Source organism: Sphingopyxis sp., from assembly GCF_050725655.1.
Lineage (GTDB): Bacteria > Pseudomonadota > Alphaproteobacteria > Sphingomonadales > Sphingomonadaceae > Sphingopyxis.
Window position 1 is genome coordinate 1 of the sequence record NZ_JBOHHT010000087.1, and the last position, 14,865, is coordinate 14,865.

A 14,865-nucleotide genomic window follows, 5' to 3' on the forward strand; every position below is an offset into this window, starting at 1 on the left:
CGGGGCAGGCGGCGTTCGAGGTGCTGAAGCAGGCCGAAGAGCGCAAGAGCTGGAAGCCGGCGTAGCGCCGGTGCTCCGGCCGAGCTCTACACCAATTCATCCCGCTGATAGAGGCTTTCGCATTGCCGTCCTGCGGCATAGGCGCGCCAGGTCCGGCGCGGCAGCGCGACGACCCCGGCAAGGATCAGCGGCGAGCAAAAAAGCGTCGCGCGCCAGTCGGGATACCGGCCGGCGCCCCATTCCCATGCCGCGAGCTGGATCTCGCCGGTCAGTGTCAGCGGATAACCGGTGATGAGATGGTGGCGGTCGTGCGCGTCGATCGCCGCTTGCCGCCATGCGAAATTGGGCAGGCGGAACCGCCAGCGCCCAATACGAAACGTCCAGTGCGATGCGTCGGCCTGTTCGAGGCCGTGAGCCGCGCGCAGAATTTCGAGCGGATCAGGGCCGGCCGTCATCGCGCGCCTTGGCGGCCAGCGTCTCGGCCTGACGATCCGACGCGGCGCTCAGCGCCCGCGCGGTGAGCGGAGTAATCCCCGGCCGCGCGGGCAGGTTGGCCGGCAGACGGATGTTCGACGCGAGCCCGAACAGCGCGAGCAGCTGGATGAACCGGTATCCGAGGTCGATCTGGCCCGGATAGAGGCCATGCCGGGCCGAGCTTGGAAAGGCATGGTGATTGCTGTGCCAGCTCTCACCCATCGTCGGGATGGCCATGACCGGCACATTATATGCCTGGATGACGGCGCCATCGACCGACCAGTCCTGCGGTCCGCGCGTGTGCGCGAAATAGGATATGAACCAGTGCATCGTCGTGCAGGCGGCAACGCGCACCGGCACCCCCCAGACGACCCACGACCAGCCGCCGAGCAGATAGAGGACGAGCGCGATCGGCACCTGTTGCAGCATCCAGTAACGGTCGAGAAAACGGTAGAAGCGGTCGTCGCCGATGCCGGGTCCGGGGTCGAAGCCGGGCGGCCGGGCAAGCTGGAGCCGGAAGTTGAGATAATAGAAACCGTCGATCGCGAGCGGCTTGGCATGCCGCAGGAACCAGTGGCAATCGGGCTGCCGCTGCGCCCAGTCGCGGCTGTCGTGCAGGCGGATCGTCCAGATCGGCCCACCCATTCCCACCATCGTTCCAAGCCAGACGAGAAGGCGTTCGAGCCATTTCGGGCAATCGAAGCTGCGATGGATCAGCCGCCGGTGAAAGCCGACCGAATGGCCGGCGCACAGCGTCACCGCCGAGGTCACCAGAAACACCGCCAGCGCGCTCCCGCTGAAGGTGAGCGGACCCAGCACCAGCGCCATCGCCAGCATCGCCATGTTCCAGATCGACCGGGGGGCGTCCCACAGCACGCGGCCCTCGACCGCGTCGGCCCGATCGAGGCCGGTCAGCGAATTGACCCTGAACGCCCCCGCCGCCGCGCCGCTCGCTTCGCTCATGAACTCCCCCCTCTATTGCCCGCGCCGCCGAACAGGCGCGCGGCGCGCCCGCCAATGCCGACCACGCGCCGCAGCGTGCGGGGCGAAAGGCGCCTCGTTCCCGCATCGATCGCCGCGAGATCCTCGACCAGATCGAGCAGACGTTTCGCCTGCCGCGCCACCAGCGGATTTTCCTCGCCGCCGCCCGATTGGCGCCAAGGCCCAAGGACCGCCAGTGCGGGCGCCAGTTCGCGCTGCCGTCGTTTCTCGAGCGTCTGCAGCATCAGCAGCCAGGGATCGGCCCGGGTGGTCCAGCCTTCGGAATCTCCCGTTACCAGCCCTTCCGCCGCCAGCCAGGCGAGGGCTTCGTCCGTCGCGGCCGGCGTCAGCGTCAATTCGGCGGCGATGGCTTCGGTCGCGAGCGGCCTTGCCATCAGATATAAGAGGCCGTGGACGCGGCAGGCGTCGGCCGACAGTCCCCATCGCCCGCCGACGTCCGCCAGCCATTCCACGATCGCGGAAGCAGATGAGCCCAAGAGAGCGCTCAATTCGATTTGGCCATCACAGGTGTCATTCCCCGTTTATTTATAGACACATGCATCCAGCCCGTCGCGCTTGACCACGCCGATGCGCGCGCGGATCGTGTTGCCGTAACGGCGCGTAAAGCCCGACGGGCTCACCGCCTCGCGTTTCTTGGGCAGCGGCAGGATCGCGGCGATCCGCCCCGCCTCGGCGGGGGTCAGCTTGCCCGCGCCATGGTTGAAATATCGCTGCGCCCCCGCCTCGACGCCATAGGTGCCGATGCCGGTCTCGGCGACGTTGAGGTAAACTTCCATGATCCGGCGCTTGCCCCAGATCTTCTCGATCAGGAAGGTGAACCAGACTTCGGGCACCTTGCGGACATAACGCGTCCAGCCGGTGCCTTGCCACAGGAAGACATTCTTCGCGGTCTGCTGGCTGACGGTCGATCCGCCGCGCATGCGCTTGCCCTTGGCGTTGCGCTCGATCGCCTGCTCGATCGCGTCGCGGTCGAAGCCATTGTGGCTGCAGAATTTGCCGTCCTCGGCCGCGATCACCGCGCGCACCATATTACGGTCGATGCCCGACAGGCCCGTCCAGTCCTTGGTGATCCCGCTGCTGTCGGCCAGCATCGTGAACGTCACGGGCGGCGGCACCACGGCATAGAGCAGGACCCACAGCACCGAGGCGGCAATGAACCAGAACAGCCATTTGAACGGCCGGAGATACCACGTGAGCTTGCGCTTCGTTGCGCGGGAGGGAGTTACCATGGGGGCAAATTAGCCACTTGCGATTTCCAGGCAAGCGGGCTTGATCTTGCGGAACAAAAAACACTGCTGTCCGGCGAAGGAAAGACCTGCATGTCGCTTCGATCCCTCTTGCTGCTAGCCGCCGCGACGGCCGCTGCGCCAGCCTTCGCGAACGAGGATCGCCGCGATCTTTGCCCCGACCGGCCGGGGCTCGGCACACCCGCCTGCACGGTCGAGCCGGGGTCGCTGCTGTTCGAGATCGGCCTGGCCGACTGGACGCTCGATCGCACCGCCGACAGCCGGAGCGATAGCTGGACCTTCGGCGACGCGCTGCTGCGCGCCGGGCTGACCTCGTCGCTGGAGGTGCAACTGGGATGGACGATGCTCGGCCATGTGCGCGACCGCGACCGGGCGACGGGTGACGCGACCAGCTGGACGCGAACCGGCGACGTAACGCTCGCGTTGCGGCAGAATCTGAACAATCCCGATGGATCGGGCTTTTCGGTCGCGCTGATGCCCTATGCCACGCTTCCGCTGGGCGGCAAGGGCGTCGGTGCGGGCGATTGGGGGGCGGGGATGATCGTGCCGGTCAGCTTCGAAATCGGCGCATTGTCGCTGGGCTTCACGCCGCATGTCGACGCCGCCGTCGATAGCGACGGCAACGGCCGGCATACGGCCTATGGCTCGGTCGCGGGAGTGGGGTTCGGCCTGTCCGACGATGTCTCGATGGCGGCGGAAGTGTCGCTGACCCGCGATCGCGACCCCGGCGGTCACACAACCGAGGCGCTCGCCGGGCTTTCAGCCGGCTGGCAACCCGACGCCGACAGCCAGTGGGATTTGGGCGCCAATATCGGCCTCAATCGCGACAGCCCGGATATCGAACTTTATTTCGGTTTCGTGCGCCGCTTCTGATGCGAGATCCTCAGCTCTTCGGCGGCTCGTCGTCCTTCTTGTCCTTCGATGCATCGATCGCGCTACCGGTAGCGAGCGAGCGCATCTTCGCCTCGGCTTCGGCTTCCTTGCCGCTCATCACCAGCCACGCCATCACCGCGGCGGCGATCAGCGACAGCAGCGCCAGCCAATATCCGATTTCCCAATGGACCTGAATCATCGCAAGCGCGGCTTCATCCATCCGGCTATTCTGCCCATCCTTGGCCGCCTCGGCGAGGATCGCGTCCTTGCTGTAACGCCAGGTGCCGGCAAAGATCAGCGCGATCGCGGCAACCGAGGTGCCGAGCACCAGCTTCGCCGCCTCGCGGCCTTTCAGGAAAAGCAGGACCAGTCCGCCCGCAATGGCGAGCAGCGCGAGGATCAGCCAGATATTGACTGAGGCGCCGTCGCTCGCCTGGGACGCCTGACCCATCGCCGTGACGCGGCCAAAAGCGAGGCCGAAGCCGCTCGCCTCGACAAGTTTCTGGCCTGAGCAGCTGACGGTCATCCACGGCAGCAAAAAAGCCAGCAGCGCGATGCCCTTGGGAACCCGGATCCATTTCCACATGCTATTTCCCCCTCCGATCGGCCGGAGGGAAAGGCTAGTCCTTTGCGCCCGCGAGTCAAATCACGGGCACAAAGGATGGGGCGGATCAGGCGCCCACCAGTCGCCGGTCGCCGGCGAGCTTCAGCATCGCCTTCTGCAGCTTTTCGAACGCGCGCACTTCGATCTGGCGGACGCGTTCGCGGCTGACGTCGTAAACCTGGCTCAAATCTTCCAGCGTCTTGGGGTCGTCGGTCAGGCGGCGTTCGGTGAGGATGTGGCGCTCGCGCTCGTTGAGCGATTCCAGTGCCTCATTCAGCAGCGAATGACGCACATCGCGTTCCTGCGCCTCGGCGACGCGCTCGTCCTGGAGCGGTCCCTCGTCGCCGAGCAGATCCTGCCACTGGCTGTCGCCATCTTCGCCCATCGGCACGTTCAGCGAGGTGTCGCCGCCCATCGCCATGCGGCGGTTCATGCTGGTAACCTCTTCCTCGGTGACGCCGAGGTCGGTCGCGATCTTGGTCAGATGTTCGGGCGACAGGTCGCCGTCCTCGAACGCCGCGAGGTTGTTCTTCATCCGGCGAAGGTTGAAGAACAGCTTCTTCTGCGCCGCGGTCGTTCCCATCTTCACGAGGCTCCACGACCGCAGGATGAACTCCTGGATCGAGGCGCGGATCCACCACATCGCATAGGTCGCGAGGCGGAAGCCGCGTTCGGGATCGAACTTCTTCACGCCCTGCATCAGGCCGATATTGCCTTCGCTGATCAGCTCGCTGACGGGCAGGCCATAGCCGCGATAGCCCATCGCGATCTTCGCGACGAGGCGGAGGTGCGAGGTGACGAGCTGCGCCGCAGCTTCATTGTCGCCATGCTCCTGGAATCGCCGCGCGAGCATATATTCCTGCTCGGGAGTGAGCAGGGGGAATTTCCGGATTTCGGCCAGATAGCGGTTCAGGCTCGCCTCACCGCCGAGCGCGGGCACCGTTGCCGGAACATTGCTTTTGTTAGCCATTGGTAGCGTCTTCCCTAATTTTTCAGAGGAGAAATATGCCGCGGTTGGTTCCAGCGGTCGAGATAGATTTTTATTCGAAACCTAAACGCGCAATTCATCGATCAGTTCCCGCATGTCGCTTGGGAGTTCGCTGTCGAGCGCGATGTTGTTACCGGTCACCGGATGAATAAAGCCCAAATGGGCTGCGTGCAATGCCTGCCGCACGAAATTCCGCGCTTTCAGCACCTCCGACAGCGGCTTTCTGGCGCGTCCATAGACCGGATCGCCGACCAGCGGATGGCCGATGTGTGCCATGTGGACGCGCACCTGATGGGTGCGTCCGGTTTCCAGCCTGCATTCGACCAAAGTCGCATGCTTCAACGGCTCGATCGTCCGGTAGTGCGTCACCGCGCGCTTCCCACGATCCTCCGCCACCACCGCCATCTTCTTGCGGTTGGTGTTCGACCGGCCGAGCGCGGCGTCGATTGTCCCGTTTACCGGCACCGGCCGTCCGGTCGCGAGCGCGAGATAACGGCGGTCGATGCTGTGCGCGGCGAATTGTTTCGCGAGACCTTCGTGCGCGCGGTCGTGTTTGGCGGCGACGATCAGCCCGCTCGTATCCTTGTCGATACGGTGGACGATCCCAGGCCGCGCGACGCCGCCGATCCCCGAAAGCTGTCCCGCGCAATGGTGGAGCAATGCGTTGACCATCGTGCCGTCGAGATTGCCCGCGGCGGGGTGGACGACCATGCCCGCGGGCTTGTCGACGACGATCAGATGCTCGTCTTCATAGGCGATGACCAGACCCATGTCCTGCGCGACATTATGCGCGGGCGTGGCGGCGGGAAGGCGAACCTCGATCGTCGCGGGGGCGGCCGCCTTTGCCGAGGGATCCCAAAGGATTGTCCCACTTGCATCGACGACGCGGCCGCCCTTGATCAGGCTCTTCAATCGTTCGCGCGACAGGCTGGGCAGCGCTTCGGCCAACGCCCGGTCAAGCCGCAGTCCGGCCGCGCTGTCGTTCAGCGCCACGGTCAAAATGTCGTCATCCCCCTGCATTGATTGGAATGTGGTTTTCGGGCGCCGAAATTCAAGGGTCACAGCTTACCGTATCGCGCTTGCTCTGGACGGGGTCGGTGCCGTAGGAGCAGCCCACGCCGGAAATGTCCGGACACTGCGCTGGGGAGCCTGTTCATCCATGTCCGACGATCGCGTCGATTTCGCCTCGATGCTGGCCTCGCGCCTGTGTCACGACCTGCTGAGCCCCGTCGGCGCCTTCGCCAACGGCCTCGAACTGCTCGCCGACGAGAAAGACCCGGCGATGCGCGAGCGTTGCTTCGAACTGCTCGAACAAAGCGCGCGGACGTCGGCGAACAAGCTCAAATTCTTCCGCTTGGCGTTCGGCTCGGCGGGCGGGTTTGGCGAGCTTGTCCCGGCCGATGAGGCCAAATCGGCGATCCAGGGCATCATCGGCGACCGCGCGATCGAACTCAACTGGATGATCGGGACCGACCCGCTGCCGAAGCCCGCGGTAAAGATCATCCTCAACCTGTCGCTTCTCCTCGTCGATGCACTGGTGCGCGGCGGGCGGCTCGATGTCGGCTGCGAGAAGCAAGGTGCCAATCAAGAGGGGGCGATCGAGATTGCGTTGCATGTCGAGGCCGAGCGCATCTTCCTCGACGCCGACGTCGAACGCATCCTTGCCGAAGGCGAGGGGGCAAGCCCGATGACCTCGCGCACCGCGCCCGCGGTGCTGGTGCAGGCGGTGGCGCGGCAGAATGACGGCACGGTGATGCTCGCGCGCGAAACACCGACATCCTTGCTCGTCGGCGCGGTGCTCCGCGGCCGCGGGTAAAGCCTCCCTTAACCATTGTCGGGCATGGTCGAACCTCAGTTTTTGGGGCGCACCGGTATCGCGATGGACGATCTGCTGAACGACTTTCTGGCCGAAACGGCGGAAATCCTTGCCGAAGCGGGCGGGGCCATTGTCGCGTGGGAGGCGGATCCCGCGGACCGCGCGCAGCTTGATGCGATTTTCCGGCTTGTCCACACGATCAAGGGCAGCTCGGGTTTTCTGGCCTTGCCGCGCGTTACCGCCTTGTCGCATGCCGCCGAGGATGCGCTCGATCAGGTACGTCGCGGTAACCGCCCGGCGAACGCCACGCTCGTCACCGGGGTGCTCGGCATCCTCGACCGGCTGGGCGACCTTTGCACGGCGTTGAGCCAGAATGGTATCGAGCCGGCCGGCGACGACCGCGATGTCATCGGCGCGCTCGCTGGCGAAATTCCCGAAGATACGCCGTTCGAGGTCGCGGGCGTTCCCCTCCGCCGCGACGATGATTTCAGTGCCGAACTGCAAAGCTGGCGCTCGATCCGCGTCCCCCTGCCGTTGCTCGACAGCGTCATGACCGGCGTTACCGACATCGTGCTGGCGCGTAATGAATTTGCGCGGATGCTCCGCGAATCGGGCGCCGATCTGTCGGTCATCGCGTCGTTCGATCGTCTCTCCGACTCGATCGCCGGAATGCGCCAGTCGGTCAGCCAGATGCGCATGCAGCGGATCGACAAGCTGTTCGCCCCGCTGCCGCGCATCGTCCGCGATCTCGCAAAGGACATGGGTAAGAAGATCGCCTTCCAGACGAGCGGCGGCGAAGTCGAACTCGACCGCGAGATGATGGAGAATATCCGCGATCCGCTGATCCACATCGTCCGCAACGCGATCGACCATGGCATCGAGCCGCTCGAGGGCCGTGTCGCTGCGGGCAAGGACATCACCGCGACGATCTCGGTCTCGGCGCGCCAGTCGGGCAACCAGATCGAAATCGAAGTGCGCGACGACGGCCGTGGCCTGTCGCCCGACGCCCTGACCGCGAAGGCGATCGCCTCGCGCCTCCTGACCGCGACCGAGGCGCGCGCGCTGGCGCCCAAGGACAAGCTCGACCTGATCTTTCGTCCCGGCTTTTCGACCGCGGCGAAGATTACCTCGGTCTCCGGCCGCGGCGTCGGCATGGACATCGTCAAGGCGAATGTCGAAAAGATCGGCGGCATCGTCGAACTGCGCAACGAAGAGGGGCGCGGCCTGACGATCCTGCTCCGTGTGCCGATGACGCTGACGATCATTTCGGGCCTGATGGTGCGCGCGGCGGGACAATATTTCGCGATACCGCGCGGTGCGGTGCGGGAAATCCTGCTGGAAAACGGCGATACGGTGCGCATCGACCAGCTCGGTGGCGGCGAACTCGCGACGGTGCGCGGCGAACAGTTTCCGCTCCTCCGCCTCGAAAATATACTGGGTCGCGAGCGCGACGAGGCCGACGACGGTGACGACCGTGCGCTCGTCATCGTCCGTCCGGGGCAGGGGCAAAGCTATGCGCTGAGCGTCGCGGCGATCCACGACCATGAGGAACTGGTGATCAAACCCGCGGCGCCGATAATCATGGCGACCGGGCTTTATGCCGGCACGACGCTGCCCGATAACGGCCGCCCGGTCCTGTTGCTCGATGTCCAGGGCCTACTGGCGACCGCGGCGATCGACGCCAGCGAAACGGGCCGGAGCCACGACCGGATGGCCGAGGCCGAGGCGGAAGCCGTGGCGGCGCGCAACGCCGTGCAGTTGCTGCTGTTCCGCGACATGAACGGCCGTGTCCGCGGCGTCCGCCTGTCGGTCATCGAACGCGTCGAGGAAGTTCCCGCAACGGCACTGTTCGAAAGCGCGGGCCGGGTGCAGGCGCAGATCGGCGACGATATTTTCCCCGTCCATGCCGCGGCGCTGCCGGACGGCGAAGGGACGCTGAAGCTCCTTCGCCTGTTCGATGGTCGCTCGGTGCTCTGTTATCCGATCGCCGAGGTGATCGACATCGTCCGCCTGCCCGATGTCGTGCAGCCGTCGGCGGCGCCCGGTCTGATCGCGGGCGTCGTGCTCGTCGGCGGCGAGCCCGTCGAACTGATCGATCCCTTCTGGCTGATGGAACAATATGCCGCGGGCGCGCCTGTACCCGCGCTGCATCAGCCGCTCTGCCGCCTTGCCGATGATCGTGACGGCTGGGGCGGTAATTTCCTTGCGCCGATCCTGCGAAATGCCGGCTACCGCGTCGTCCTGGGCGACGACGCGTCGGATGAAGCGCACGATGTCTTGCTGTGCCTCACCGAAGAGGGCGAGTTTTGCGGGCATCTGGACGGCGACGTGCCGGTGATCCGCCTGCCCACCTCGATCGCGGCCGCGGGGCCGGAGGACGAAAGCGTCTATCGTTATGACCGCCAGGCGCTGCTCGACGCGCTGCGCCGCCAAATCGGGGGAGAGAGCGCATGATGGAAAAACTCTATCTGATCGCGCGCATCGCTGACACACGCGTCGCCTTGCGCAGCCGCGCGATCAATTCGGTCGTCACCGTCGGCACGCCGGTCGAAGTGCCCGCCGCGCCGCCGCATGTCGCCGGGCTCTTTGCGCTGCGCAGCCGTGTCTTCACCCTCATCGATCCGCATGTCGTCATCGGCCTGCCCGCGGTGCCGGTGGCGCCGGGCCAGCGCGTGATCGTCGTCGACGTCGCCGAGCATGGCTATGCGCTGCTCGCCGACGAGATCGAGGATGTCTGTTTCATCGACGCCGCCGAAACGCGCATCGCCGGAAAACTGCTCCCCGGCTGGGCGCGCGTCGCCGATGCGATGATCGAACATCGGGGCGCGTCGCTGCTCGTCGTCGATCCGTCGAACTTTATCACGCTGCCGGCCTTAAAAGCCGCATGAATTCGGCCGTCTATTAACGGGCTGCTCACGCCTTCACCTTAAACATGCCCAAATCCCGGGGGTCGGAGTTAACTGAATGTCGAAATCTTGTCTGGTGGTCGATGACAGCAAAGTCATTCGCAAGGTCGCGCGCCATATCCTTGAAAGCATGTCCTTCGCTGTCGAAGAGGCGGCCGACGGGCAGGAGGCGCTGACCTTCTGCCGCGCCAATCGTCCCGATGTCATCCTGCTCGACTGGAACATGCCGGTGATGAGCGGAATGGAGTTCCTCGGTGCATTCAACGATCTCGACTATGGGCGCGAAGAACGCCCGCGTGTCGTTTTCTGCACGACCGAAAACAGCATCGACCATATCCGCGCCGCGATCGAAGCCGGCGCGGACGAATATGTCATGAAGCCGTTCGACCGCGAAACGCTTGAAGGAAAGCTGCAGCTCGTCGGCATCGCTTGAGGTTTTTTAGGTGGCCCGTCCACAACGCCTGATATCCGATCCGGAACCCACCGCCCGCACGGTGCGCGTGATGCTCGTCGACGACAGCCTCGTCGTCCGCAGCATCCTCGAGCGGATCGTCGATCAGCGGCCGGGACTCAAGATCTGCGCCTCGGTAGCCTCGGCGCATGACGCGCTCGACTATCTGGCGCGCGAGCCCGTCGACGTTGTGGTGCTCGATATAGAGATGCCGGGAATGAACGGCATCGACGCGCTGCCGCACATATTGAAGCGCGCTGAAAAGGCCCGTGTCCTCATCCTCTCGTCGAACTGCGTCGAGGGCGGTCCGGCCGCGATCGACGCGCTGGCTCTCGGTGCGAGCGACACGCTGGCCAAACCCGGGCGCGGCAGCTTCTCTGGGCGTTTCGCCGAAGTGCTGACTGAGCGGATCATGACGCTCGGCCATCAGCGCGATTTCCCTGCAACGGTCCCGGCCGCCGAGCGCTCGGCTCCGGCGCCCGCCGCCTTCGCGATCGATACCGATCAGCCGATCGAATGTATCGCGGTCGCGGCATCGACCGGCGGCATTCCCGCCTTCGCCAATTTTCTAGCGCACCTCGATCCCAGGATCAGCGCGCCGATTCTGCTCACCCAGCATCTGCCCGACGCCTTCATGGAATTTTACGCCAAGCAGATCGCGACGATGACGACGCGCCGCGTCCGCGTTGCCGAAGCCGGAATGGCCGTCGAGCGCGGCTGCATCTATCTCGCGCCGGGCGATGCGCATCTGCTCGTCGTCGCCAATGGCCGGCGCCGCGAAATCGCGCTCGATCACCGTGTCGTGGACAATGGCTGCTGCCCCTCGGCCGATCCGATGCTCGATTCGGTCGCCGAGATCTATGGCAAGGGCGGCGTTGCCGTGATTCTCAGCGGCATGGGCCGTGACGGGGTGATCGGGGCGGCGCGGCTGAAAGAGGCCGGCGGGACGATTTTCGCACAGGCGCCCGAAAGCTGCGTGATCTGGGGCATGCCGGGCGCCGTCGCCAAGGCGGGCATAGCGGCGACGACGCTGAACCCCGACGCGATCGCGCTGATGCTCGGCAGCTTCCTTCCCGGGCGCCGCAGGTCATGATGGACGGAAGCGCCAGCGAATCGGCCTATCGCGTCCTGATGGGCGTGCTTGAATCGCGGACCGGGCAGACGCTGTCGCCGAACCGCATCTGGCGGATCGAAATGTCGCTGAAACCCGTGATGCAGCGCCACGGCATCGCCGATCTTGATGCGCTCGTTGCGGCGCTCGTCACTTCGAACAGCCGGCAATTGCTCGACGACACGGTCGATGCGATGCTCAACAACGAAACCTATTTCTACCGCGAATACAGCGTGTTCGACGAAATAGCTGCGACCGCGCTTGAGCAGATTCGCGAGATCAACAAACTGCGCCGCCGGCTGACCGTCTGGCATTGCGGCGTATCGACCGGGCAGGAAGCCTATTCACTCGCGATGCTGATCGCCGAGCAAGGCGCGAAATGGGCGGGGTGGCAGGTCGATATCGTCGGCACCGATGTCAGCTATCATGCGATTTCGCGCGCGCGCGTCGGCCTCTACAGCCAGTTCGAGATTCAGCGCGGGCTGCCCGTGCAGCGCATGGTGCGCTGGTTCGACCAGACCGAGGGCGGATGGCTGGCCAAGGCGGATCTGCGCCGCCGTGCCGATTTTTCGGTGCAGAATATGCTCACCGACCGGCCGCCGCTGGCAAGTCCCGCCGACCTGATCTTTTGCCGCAACCTGCTGCTCTATTTCTCGGCACCGATGCGCCAGAAGGCGTTCGCGCGGCTGCGCGCGATGGCGGCGCCGCAAAGCTTCCTCGTGCTCGGCGCGGGCGAAACCGTGCTCGGCCAGACCGATCAGTTCGTCGCGAGCCCGCGTCTGCGCGGCCTTTACGAGCCCGCCGATCAGCAGGTGCGCCGCGCGGCTGCGGCCTGACCTTGCTTTTTGTGCGCCACTGGCGCAATCGACGACTTGGCAAGTACAGGACGGGTCCCCGGAGCGCATGAGCGATTTTATCGAACGCTGGTCTCCCAATTTCGACGAGCGCGCGCTGCCCATCTCGATGATCGTGCTGCATTATACCGGTATGAAGAACGGCGCCGAAGCCATTGATTGGCTTGCCAATCCAGAAGCCCAGGTTTCGGCGCACTATGTCGTCAGCGAGGACGGGCAGATCACCCGGATGGTGCCCGAGGACAAGCGCGCCTGGCACGCGGGCAAGTCGCACTGGCGCGGCGTCAGCGACATTAATTCGGCGAGCGTCGGGATCGAAATCGTCAATCCGGGGCATGAATGGGGCTATGTGCCGTTCCCCGACCCGCAGGTCGCCTCGGTCGTGCGCCTCGTCCACCAGATCAAGGACCGGCATTCGGTCACGCGCGGCAACGTCATTGGTCACTCGGACATCGCCCCGACGCGCAAGCAGGATCCGGGCGAGCTATTCCCGTGGGAGGAACTTGCGCGCCGCCGCCTCGCGCTGCCCCGTCCGACCAAGAAGCTCACCGATCCCTTGTGGACCGACGCGGGTTTCCTGCTCGCGCTCGAGCGCTTCGGTTACGATGTGACCGATGGGTTCGCCGCGACCGTCGCGTTCCAGCGCCGCTTTCGCCCCGAACTGATCGACGGCACGATCGACGGCGAATGCCGCGCGATCCTGCTCGCGCTACTGCTTCCCCAGCCCGAGGGCAATTGACTCGTCAAATCGCGCCGCGAGGCGTATAAGGCGCTGGCCAGAGGGTTGGGCGATCGCCGCCGGTGGGGTATCCCGCCGGGGGAGGAAAGTCCGGGCTCCACGGAAATCACGGTGCCGGATAACGTCCGGCGGATCGGGCTTTGGCCAGGTTCAGGGAAAGTGCCACAGAGAGCAGACCGCCAAAGGCTTCGGCCCGGCGAAAGGTGAAAGGGTGCGGTAAGAGCGCACCGCGCGGCTGGTAACAGGCGCGGCACGGCAAACCCCACCGGGAGCAAGGTCGAATAGGGACGGTACGGATTTATCCAGGGCTGATTCCGGCCCAGCCGTCCGGGTTGACTGCTTGAGCGTTCGGGTAACCGTTCGCCTAGAGGAATGATCGCACAGTCCCCGCAAGGGGATGGACAGAACCCGGCTTATAGACCCTCTGGCAACACTCTCCCCAACACCCGCGCGGAACGCCCGCGTGCGGGCCGCGTTCTAAACGGACCAGTTGAAAGGGAACCGCATCATGAAAGTCGTCGATGACCATGTCGAAGTGACCGAGACCGAGGCGAGCGGCGGGGTAAAGGGCCACAACGTCCGCTATGTGCTGGCTTTCTCGTTGATCGCGGTGGTTATCGTCCTGTCGGCGATCTGGATCATCCCGGCGCTGTTGCAACCCTGATCGAAGGCAGCCTCATTTTGCCTTCGTCACGCCGACGAGTTCTTCCTCGGCGCCCGGCGTGTCCTCCATATAGATCGTCCGCACCGGCCGTTTGAACTTGCGCGTGTACAGCTTGTCGTACCCGCGGTCGCCGCTTGTCGCGACCTTCAGCAGGCTGGTGATCGTGTTGCCCGTCGCAACATTCCAGCTCATCTCGTTGCCGTCATGCGCATAGGTACGGCTGTACGCCGTCGCATCGAGCCCGATCAGCCGCATCCGCGGCCGGTCTTTCGTGATGGCGGCGCGGTAGCGATAGGTCGCCGACAGCGCGGTGGTGCCGCCCGTTAGGTCGCGGATCGTCAGCACGCCCTTGTTGGTTGTCAGCCCGGCGGGGCCAAGCGGATCGGGCTCCAGCTTGAAATGACCCCCCGGTTCGTGCCCGATATCGACCTCGCCGCGATAGCTGAGCACGACATAGAGGTGCCGCTCGTCGGGACTGGCGACGACGAAGACGGTGTCGGCGTCGCCGTCGCCGTTGAGGTCGCCGTCAGCGCGCGTTTCGATTTCTTCGCCGAGTTCGAGCTGATCGAGTAGGAACTGGTCGCTGACCGGCGGCAGCGCCGGACGGTCTTGCGCAGCGTGGGCCGTGCCGGACAGCAACAGCGCGGCCAGGAATGTCGGTTCTCGCATCGCCCCAATCTCCCCCTCGATCGGTGTCAGATTATCAGCTGTTACGCGCTCGTCCAGCCGCTGTCGGTGACGTTGCGCACAGCGTTGCCCGGAGCAACGGCGGTTTTGGGGTGGTGAGCGGACGATGATCTCCCCTCCCGCAAGCGGGAGGGGCAGCGAGGCTTGCCAGCTTGCTGGCTAGCCGCAGCGGGGTGGGCATGACCGCGCCGTCGTCGCCCACCCCCGACCCCTCCCGCAAGCGGGAGGGGGGAAGAACGGCCACTATCGGTCGGTTCCGCTCATAGCATCCAGATTGACGGCGAGTGGCGGGAATGGAGTGAGAGCGGCCGTACCGATCCTCCCCACTTGTGGGGAGGTGACAGCGCGAAGCGCTGACGGAGGGGGCTGGCGCCCGCCCGCAACGTCGCTTCAGGCCGCCAACCCCCTCCACCACCTTCGGCGGTCCCCCTCCCCGCAAGCGGGGAGGA

At 65.2% G+C, this 14,865-nt stretch carries 17 protein-coding genes and 1 other RNA gene; 10 read left to right on the forward strand and 8 right to left on the reverse strand.

Annotated elements, in window-relative coordinates; translation table 11 throughout:
- Positions 1–86: 86 nt before the first annotated feature.
- From ACREBX_RS12435 to mtgA, 4 genes are read right to left on the reverse strand one after another with little or no spacing between them, the layout of a single operon-like run.
- Positions 87–455: a hypothetical protein gene (locus tag ACREBX_RS12435; RefSeq protein WP_431562060.1), complete on the reverse strand. Its 369-nt coding sequence runs from the start codon at positions 453–455 to the stop codon at positions 87–89.
- Positions 439–1,437 (reverse strand): acyl-CoA desaturase, encoded by a 999-nt coding sequence (locus ACREBX_RS12440; protein ID WP_431562061.1) that lies wholly within the window; start codon positions 1,435–1,437, stop codon positions 439–441. Before ACREBX_RS12440 ends, ACREBX_RS12435 begins: the two co-directional genes overlap by 17 nt.
- Positions 1,434–1,952 (reverse strand): hypothetical protein, encoded by a 519-nt coding sequence (locus tag ACREBX_RS12445; protein ID WP_431562062.1) that lies wholly within the window; start codon positions 1,950–1,952, stop codon positions 1,434–1,436. Before ACREBX_RS12445 ends, ACREBX_RS12440 begins: the two co-directional genes overlap by 4 nt.
- A gap of 45 nt (positions 1,953–1,997) precedes the next feature.
- Complete coding sequence (mtgA, locus tag ACREBX_RS12450; protein ID WP_431562063.1) at positions 1,998–2,705, reverse strand: monofunctional biosynthetic peptidoglycan transglycosylase; 708 nt, start codon at positions 2,703–2,705, stop codon at positions 1,998–2,000.
- Positions 2,706–2,795: 90 nt separating this feature from the next.
- Here mtgA and ACREBX_RS12455 point away from each other — a divergent pair, with 90 nt between their 5' ends.
- Positions 2,796–3,596: a transporter gene (locus ACREBX_RS12455; protein ID WP_431562064.1), complete on the forward strand. Its 801-nt coding sequence runs from the start codon at positions 2,796–2,798 to the stop codon at positions 3,594–3,596.
- A 10-nt stretch (positions 3,597–3,606) separates the two neighbouring features.
- On the opposite strand, the gene ACREBX_RS12460 is transcribed toward ACREBX_RS12455, so the two are convergent.
- The 3 genes from ACREBX_RS12460 to ACREBX_RS12470 form a co-directional block, all read right to left on the reverse strand.
- Entirely contained in the window at positions 3,607–4,182 is a 576-nt protein-coding gene (locus ACREBX_RS12460) for a hypothetical protein (RefSeq protein WP_431562065.1), read from the reverse strand.
- 85 nt (positions 4,183–4,267) lie between these two features.
- Positions 4,268–5,170 (reverse strand): RNA polymerase sigma factor RpoH, encoded by a 903-nt coding sequence (gene rpoH / locus ACREBX_RS12465; RefSeq protein WP_431562066.1) that lies wholly within the window; start codon positions 5,168–5,170, stop codon positions 4,268–4,270.
- Between the two features lie 81 nt (positions 5,171–5,251).
- Positions 5,252–6,208, reverse strand: a complete 957-nt coding sequence (locus ACREBX_RS12470) for an RluA family pseudouridine synthase (RefSeq protein ID WP_431562067.1) — start codon at positions 6,206–6,208, stop codon at positions 5,252–5,254.
- 139 nt (positions 6,209–6,347) lie between these two features.
- Here ACREBX_RS12470 and ACREBX_RS12475 point away from each other — a divergent pair, with 139 nt between their 5' ends.
- From ACREBX_RS12475 to ACREBX_RS12515, 9 genes are all read left to right on the forward strand, one after another.
- Positions 6,348–7,004 (forward strand): histidine phosphotransferase family protein, encoded by a 657-nt coding sequence (locus tag ACREBX_RS12475; protein ID WP_431562068.1) that lies wholly within the window; start codon positions 6,348–6,350, stop codon positions 7,002–7,004.
- A 24-nt stretch (positions 7,005–7,028) separates the two neighbouring features.
- Entirely contained in the window at positions 7,029–9,458 is a 2,430-nt protein-coding gene (locus tag ACREBX_RS12480; RefSeq protein WP_431562069.1) for a chemotaxis protein CheA, read from the forward strand.
- Positions 9,455–9,892: a chemotaxis protein CheW gene (locus ACREBX_RS12485; RefSeq protein WP_431562070.1), complete on the forward strand. Its 438-nt coding sequence runs from the start codon at positions 9,455–9,457 to the stop codon at positions 9,890–9,892. Before ACREBX_RS12480 ends, ACREBX_RS12485 begins: the two co-directional genes overlap by 4 nt.
- A 76-nt stretch (positions 9,893–9,968) precedes the next feature.
- Positions 9,969–10,343 (forward strand): response regulator, encoded by a 375-nt coding sequence (locus ACREBX_RS12490; RefSeq protein ID WP_039575078.1) that lies wholly within the window; start codon positions 9,969–9,971, stop codon positions 10,341–10,343.
- 10 nt (positions 10,344–10,353) lie between these two features.
- Positions 10,354–11,454 (forward strand): chemotaxis-specific protein-glutamate methyltransferase CheB, encoded by a 1,101-nt coding sequence (gene cheB, locus ACREBX_RS12495; protein ID WP_431562071.1) that lies wholly within the window; start codon positions 10,354–10,356, stop codon positions 11,452–11,454.
- On the forward strand, positions 11,451–12,308 hold the full coding sequence (locus tag ACREBX_RS12500; protein ID WP_431562072.1) for a CheR family methyltransferase: 858 nt from the start codon (positions 11,451–11,453) through the stop codon (positions 12,306–12,308). The genes cheB and ACREBX_RS12500 overlap by 4 nt, the downstream gene beginning before the upstream one ends.
- 67 nt (positions 12,309–12,375) lie before the next feature.
- Positions 12,376–13,065 (forward strand): N-acetylmuramoyl-L-alanine amidase, encoded by a 690-nt coding sequence (locus ACREBX_RS12505; protein WP_431562073.1) that lies wholly within the window; start codon positions 12,376–12,378, stop codon positions 13,063–13,065.
- Between the two features lie 37 nt (positions 13,066–13,102).
- Positions 13,103–13,497, forward strand: an RNA gene (gene rnpB / locus ACREBX_RS12510) — RNase P RNA component class A.
- A 76-nt stretch (positions 13,498–13,573) separates the two neighbouring features.
- The gene (locus tag ACREBX_RS12515) at positions 13,574–13,729 is read left to right on the forward strand and encodes a hypothetical protein (protein WP_431562074.1); all 156 of its coding nucleotides are present in this window, start codon (positions 13,574–13,576) and stop codon (positions 13,727–13,729) included.
- Positions 13,730–13,741: 12 nt separating this feature from the next.
- On the opposite strand, the gene ACREBX_RS12520 is transcribed toward ACREBX_RS12515, so the two are convergent.
- Entirely contained in the window at positions 13,742–14,398 is a 657-nt protein-coding gene (locus ACREBX_RS12520; protein ID WP_431562075.1) for a hypothetical protein, read from the reverse strand.
- Positions 14,399–14,865 lie beyond the last annotated feature (467 nt).

Excerpts from the sequence above, each read along its gene's own strand:
- ACREBX_RS12435 (WP_431562060.1), bottom strand. The coding sequence starts at position 455 with ATGACGGCCGGCCCTGATCCGCTCGAAATTCTGCGCGCGGCTCACGGC.
- ACREBX_RS12440 (WP_431562061.1), bottom strand. The coding sequence starts at position 1,437 with ATGAGCGAAGCGAGCGGCGCGGCGGCGGGGGCGTTCAGGGTCAATTCG.
- mtgA (WP_431562063.1), bottom strand. The coding sequence starts at position 2,705 with ATGGTAACTCCCTCCCGCGCAACGAAGCGCAAGCTCACGTGGTATCTC.
- ACREBX_RS12455 (WP_431562064.1), top strand. The coding sequence starts at position 2,796 with ATGTCGCTTCGATCCCTCTTGCTGCTAGCCGCCGCGACGGCCGCTGCG.
- ACREBX_RS12460 (WP_431562065.1), bottom strand. The coding sequence starts at position 4,182 with ATGTGGAAATGGATCCGGGTTCCCAAGGGCATCGCGCTGCTGGCTTTT.
- rpoH (WP_431562066.1), bottom strand. The coding sequence starts at position 5,170 with ATGGCTAACAAAAGCAATGTTCCGGCAACGGTGCCCGCGCTCGGCGGT.
- ACREBX_RS12470 (WP_431562067.1), bottom strand. The coding sequence starts at position 6,208 with ATGCAGGGGGATGACGACATTTTGACCGTGGCGCTGAACGACAGCGCG.
- ACREBX_RS12475 (WP_431562068.1), top strand. The coding sequence starts at position 6,348 with ATGTCCGACGATCGCGTCGATTTCGCCTCGATGCTGGCCTCGCGCCTG.
- ACREBX_RS12480 (WP_431562069.1), top strand. The coding sequence starts at position 7,029 with ATGGTCGAACCTCAGTTTTTGGGGCGCACCGGTATCGCGATGGACGAT.
- ACREBX_RS12485 (WP_431562070.1), top strand. The coding sequence starts at position 9,455 with ATGATGGAAAAACTCTATCTGATCGCGCGCATCGCTGACACACGCGTC.
- ACREBX_RS12490 (WP_039575078.1), top strand. The coding sequence starts at position 9,969 with ATGTCGAAATCTTGTCTGGTGGTCGATGACAGCAAAGTCATTCGCAAG.
- ACREBX_RS12500 (WP_431562072.1), top strand. The coding sequence starts at position 11,451 with ATGATGGACGGAAGCGCCAGCGAATCGGCCTATCGCGTCCTGATGGGC.
- ACREBX_RS12505 (WP_431562073.1), top strand. The coding sequence starts at position 12,376 with ATGAGCGATTTTATCGAACGCTGGTCTCCCAATTTCGACGAGCGCGCG.
- ACREBX_RS12515 (WP_431562074.1), top strand. The coding sequence starts at position 13,574 with ATGAAAGTCGTCGATGACCATGTCGAAGTGACCGAGACCGAGGCGAGC.
- ACREBX_RS12520 (WP_431562075.1), bottom strand. The coding sequence starts at position 14,398 with ATGCGAGAACCGACATTCCTGGCCGCGCTGTTGCTGTCCGGCACGGCC.